The organism is Spirulina sp. CCY15215 (assembly GCF_016888125.1).
Lineage (GTDB): Bacteria > Cyanobacteriota > Cyanobacteriia > Cyanobacteriales > Spirulinaceae > CCY15215.
In genome coordinates, this window is record NZ_JACSWA010000444.1 from 1 (window position 1) to 5,144 (window position 5,144).

Sequence of the window (5,144 nt, forward strand, 5' to 3'; positions counted from 1 at the left end):
TGATTCTCGCTATTTTTACAAAACTGATTCTCGCTATTTTTACAAAACTGATTCTCGCTATTTTTACAAAACTGATTCTCGCTATTTTTACAAAACTAAGATGCACCCAAAAACAAAAGATCGCCTTACGAATCAAATAGATTTAATTGTGCTTCTTCTTGAAAAGGAATTTCTAATTGTTCCACAACAACTTTAGCCTTAATCTCATCCATTCCCAACCAGAGATTTAACAAAACTTGATGTTCTGAAACTGTCTCGGGAATGACCTTAAAAGCCACCTCCAGGGTTTTCATAAATAAATCATTGCTGACTAAACCTGTATTTTTCAGGAAACGTCGCACCAATTGCAGATTTTCCTCCTCCTGGTAAAGCGCCAGGATCGCGTGGAGTCCATCCACGAGATGATGACAGGTGAATTCTTGATCGTTGAGGGAGAAAGCGCGTTTTTTTAGCCGTTGTTGCGGGGTGAGGAGTTTGCAAGTACCGCTTGCAGAGTTGAGGAGTTTGTGGGTTTTGGCTAGATCGGAGACGTTGAAACCCCCGATCGCTAAGGCGAGTTGTCTGGCTTCATCAAAGGGGAATTCTCGCGCTTTGAAGGCATCCCAAGCTAAAAGATACCATTGGGTTAAAGGGTCAAATCCGGCGGTTTCGGTTTGTACGAGGTTGCGGAAACGATAATTGGCGATCGCCTTTCTCGCTTCGGCGAAGGCTTCTTCGGGGCGTACTTCTTGTCCGCTACTGTCGAGGATGGGGTATTGTTTGGAGAAGACGTTGAGGGCGGGACCGAAGGCACTTAAGTACAGATCGATGCCTGTGATGTCGTTGGCTTCAAATTCTGGGGCGCGACTTTCGACCAAGTTGGCGACTTCCGGGCGCAGGTCGTCCCACCAGGCTTGTTGGGCGTTGGGATCCCGTTTGCGACAAACCAGGAGGACGGTGCTGGAAACGCTGTTTTTCTTTGCCTGGTGCAGGTTTTGGGGGTTTTCGGTACTGACTGCCCAAGATGCGGTTATCTCGAAGCCTGCATCGATCAGGGATTTGGCGAGGGTATCCCATGCGCCGGATTCTTTATGGTTGAATTGTACTGTCATTACGCCGTCGTCTCGCAGGACGCGGTAATATTCCCCGAAGGCTAAGACCATTTTGGCTTCGTAGTCTTGGTTGGCGAGGTCTTCGGGGCTGGCTCCCATATTACGGAAGCGTCCAGGATTGGAGATTGCTTCTCTATCTTTATCGGTGAGTTCGTTAATAAATATATTGGGAAAAATATCTTGTAAATTGGCTTTCATCCAGACATAAAAAAAGTCTGATAATTCACCATAACGAACAGCATCATAATAGGGAGGATCTGTGATGATGGCATCGACACTGTTATCTGAGATATGGTAGAGGCTATCGGCTGAGGCTGCATCGATTTGGATGGTTTTTTCGGCATGGGTTTCAATGTCTTGAATATTTGATAAATTTATTTCTATACCAAGATATCCACAAAGTTTTGTGTAATCGTCTGAGACAGTTGCAGCACACCATAACCAAAGTCTCCAATCACCACTACTTTCGGGATAGTTCCACATTAAATTTAGTGAGTGAGTTGTTGAAGCCCTATTTACTTTGATTGCTGAAGTATCCCAAATAGTAAGGCGTGAATTTTTATCAACACATCTATCCATTACTAAACCTAAATAAATGCTAATCGATTCAACTTTTGCCCGATAATAATCCTCTAATTCTGCCACTTTCTCAAAATCATCTTGCACCGAGGCGATTTTTTCAGCTTTTTCAGTTTCGCATTCTTCCTGTATTTTCGCTTTAGCTTCGTTGATAATTTCTACATAAGTAACAAGGGTTAAGAGTTGACGAGGGTTAAATACTTGATGCCAATGATATATCCCATAAAGATACATATCTGGACCCCTATGGGTATTCGAGGGAATTTCTTGAATTGGTAAAAAACTTGATGCTTCCCATCTATTTCTGTTTTTAGAATCTGCAATAAAATCGTTAGCATTAAGAAAACCTTCCCAATCTAATTCTGTAGGAATTCTAAACTCTAAACTCCCTTTCCCTTTTTTATAAGCCACTGCATAAAGTTGATGTCCTAAACCTTCTGCTTGTCCTTGAGATTTAATCACATCATCCTCAATCACATTGCCACAATTCGGACATTTCCCAACTCCTCGGCTAATGGTACTGTAATCATTAGGATCGAATTCCAATAAATCATTTTTGGCGGTAGTGCGAGCATCTTGCTCGCTGATAGAACCCCCCAGCGAGGGAGACGATCGCACTACATTTTTATCGTCATCAGCACCTAAAACTTGCTCGCTAGGGTTTAAAAACTGCTCGTCAGGATGATATAAAATTGTTGTTCCCTTCCCCTTTTTCCCTCGAATTAATTCAAAATCAACCCGCTTTTCTTCAAGATTAGGAATCGGTTTCACTGCACACCATTGCCCTTTTTTTCCTGCTCCCGGAGAACGATCGAGCCACCAATTCGGACTTAAAGGAACAGTAGAATTACAACTGAGACATTGCACCGTATGCGCCCATAAATAATTTTGTACCTTTTCCGGTTCTCCCCCTTGTGAAGGATTCGACGGAAAAAACTCAGCTAAACGCTGCTTTGCTTCATCCCCCACCCACTTCACCCACTTATCAATATCCACCTGCAAATCGGGACCAAAACGCAAAGGATACTCCATCGCCGCCTTCATCGTCACCACCGCCACCGGATTCAAATCCGACCCATAAACCCGTAACCCATACCGCGCCGCCTCAAAAGGAATGCTTCCCCCACCAGCGAAAGCATCCAAAACCACCGGAGTCCTTGTCCCCCAGGTTTCCTCACAATAATCATGTACTTTTTGAATTCTTTTGCTCCCCGGCGGTGTTTTGTAGAGCTTCACCGCCGATTTTATTTTCTTCTCCTTTTCCTCCTTACTTAACCCCGACTTTTGCAAAAACTCCAACTCTCCCTCAGAATATATCCCCAACAGATACTCAAATTCCTCCAAAGAAATAGACCCAGGTAACAAAGAAGCCAACACCGAAGCCCGAGAAAAAGATAAAGGCTTGCGAGAAAACCAGCGATGCAGCCCCTTAAACGGGTTTCCCCCATTTTCGTAATACACCTGTTGATTCAGGAGTTTTATAGGCATTATTTTCTCGATAAACAAGTGAGGGCGTTCCATAGAAATATCCTAAAGAGTCAAAATATATTGTCGCACAAAATCTTCTGAAGTTAAACAAGGAAAATCGGCGATCGCGCTAATCAATTCTCGATTTCCTGAAACAAAGCGATCGGCTTTCCCATATTTAGCACTGAGGTAAATTAAAATATCTTCAGAAGGGATCAACTTGTTAGTAAGAAGTAGATCCGCTTCAGCTTGTAACTCCTCAGTTTTAGGAACAAGTACATAATTTAGATTTTTCCAAATGCGATCGACAATTTTCGATCCCCAATCTTTATTCCGTACTCTTTTGCAAACTCGTAAAATTTGCTTGATCAGTTCTTCTGAAATGATAACTTGAATTTGCGATCGCAGATCGGAATCGTAAAATCCTACCCATTTTAAAATCAATTCTTCATTAGAAGCAGGATTTAATTGACCGAGAATATAAACATTAGTATCTAAAAAGATTCTTTGCATTCATGTTGCTCCTGATATATTTCCTTTTTGACATCCTTAATCAGTTGCATAATTTGTTCGCGAGTGACAATTCCAGCCTCTTTAAATCCTTCTTGCATTTCGGTTCGTACCTGCTCGAACTCTTCTTGTTTTTTTTCGTCTTCAAGTACGACAATTACATCAACTCTTTTGATTTTAGCAGGCAAATTATCAAGAGATTCATCTAAGAATAACTGCCCATCTTCTACAGTCGCTTTTGTGTGAATTAAACGCATGATGCTCCAATTGTATCTTTTTCTTTATTGTCTAGTGTAGCATTTTATCTTAAATTGCGATCCCTCGGGTTTAATTATTTTCGTAGTATGACAGACCACTAGCGAGCAAGATGCTCGCACTACGTGATAAATTATCGCACAAAATCTTCTAGTTAAAATTTTTGCTTCAAAAGAATCGAGGTTTTCTACGCCTAAAATATAGATATTTGTATCAAAAAATAGACGAGAAATATTAGAAGGTAAATTCACATTAGTAGCCTCCCTCTTCTAAAATCTCAAACTTAACTTGTTTAATTAAATCTATTATTTTCTCTCGGGTATCATATCCATTGGCTTTTGCAATCTGGCGTAATTCTTCGTATGAATCCGAGCGATCGCCTTCAGAATTTTCTCGTTCTTCAATCGCAATAATTACATTAACTCTTTTGATTTTAGCAGGCAAATTATCAAGAGATTCATCTAAGAATAATTTCCCATTTTCTACAGTCGCTTTTGTGTGAATTAAACGCATGATGCTCCAATTGTATCTTTTTCTTTATTGTCTAGTGTAGCATTTTATCTTAAATGGCGTAAGTCCTATATATACTATTCCCCCAACAAAATTCGCAGGGCGCGTAAAGCGGGGTTACGTTTGCCATTGTTCACCTTAGCAAACCAATAATGTGACTCCTCATTGCTCATCTCCTTAATACCAGAAGTAATATTTAAAATTTTATCCACCTTTCGTAAAGGTTGTAAAGTTTGAAATAAAATCGCCAAATTGACCCCGGTTTCTTCACTTAAAATGTAAGGACTTTGGCGCTTATGGGATAAAGTTTTCGGATCGTATTGATTCGCCTTCAAAACTTGATAAATATTATGTCGCGCCAAAACCAAAGCATTGCCTTTCAAGCGCCCCAATCGTTTCGCGGCGGGACGTTTTTTCGCCCCCGCTTTTTTATAGGCGCACTGGTACAATTCCAAGGCAAAATCATTGTTACTCATCGGCACAACACGAAGCTGAAATTCCTGCATTTCTCCCCCAATGATTAAACGCGATCGCATTAACAATTCACGATTTTATCGAGGCTATTAAAGCCAGCGAGCGAGACGCTCGCACTACCCAATGAACCCCATTTAAACGCGATCGCATTAACAATTCATGATTTTATCGTAGTGCGAGCATCTTGCTCGCTAATTGCATAAATAGTCTACCCAATGAACCCCATTTAAACGCGATCGCATTAACAATTCACGATTT

General features: G+C 41.1%; 5 protein-coding genes. All 5 read right to left on the reverse strand.

Annotated elements, in window-relative coordinates; translation table 11 throughout:
• Window positions 1–125: 125 nt before the first annotated feature.
• The 5 genes from JUI58_RS13760 to JUI58_RS13780 all read right to left on the reverse strand — a co-directional run bounded on the left by JUI58_RS13760 (window position 126) and on the right by JUI58_RS13780 (window position 4,918).
• Window positions 126–3,158: a DUF1156 domain-containing protein gene (locus JUI58_RS13760; RefSeq protein WP_204104371.1), complete on the reverse strand. Its 3,033-nt coding sequence runs from the start codon at window positions 3,156–3,158 to the stop codon at window positions 126–128.
• 42 nt (window positions 3,159–3,200) lie between these two features.
• Complete coding sequence (locus JUI58_RS13765) at window positions 3,201–3,650, reverse strand: PIN domain-containing protein (protein WP_204104372.1); 450 nt, start codon at window positions 3,648–3,650, stop codon at window positions 3,201–3,203.
• Window positions 3,632–3,904 carry a hypothetical protein gene (locus JUI58_RS13770; protein WP_204104373.1) on the reverse strand — a complete coding sequence of 91 codons (273 nt, stop codon included), beginning with the start codon at window positions 3,902–3,904 and terminating at the stop codon, window positions 3,632–3,634. Before JUI58_RS13770 ends, JUI58_RS13765 begins: the two co-directional genes overlap by 19 nt.
• A gap of 250 nt (window positions 3,905–4,154) precedes the next feature.
• Window positions 4,155–4,415: a hypothetical protein gene (locus JUI58_RS13775; protein ID WP_204104374.1), complete on the reverse strand. Its 261-nt coding sequence runs from the start codon at window positions 4,413–4,415 to the stop codon at window positions 4,155–4,157.
• 74 nt (window positions 4,416–4,489) lie between these two features.
• Window positions 4,490–4,918, reverse strand: a complete 429-nt coding sequence (locus JUI58_RS13780; RefSeq protein WP_348539893.1) for a hypothetical protein — start codon at window positions 4,916–4,918, stop codon at window positions 4,490–4,492.
• Window positions 4,919–5,144 lie beyond the last annotated feature (226 nt).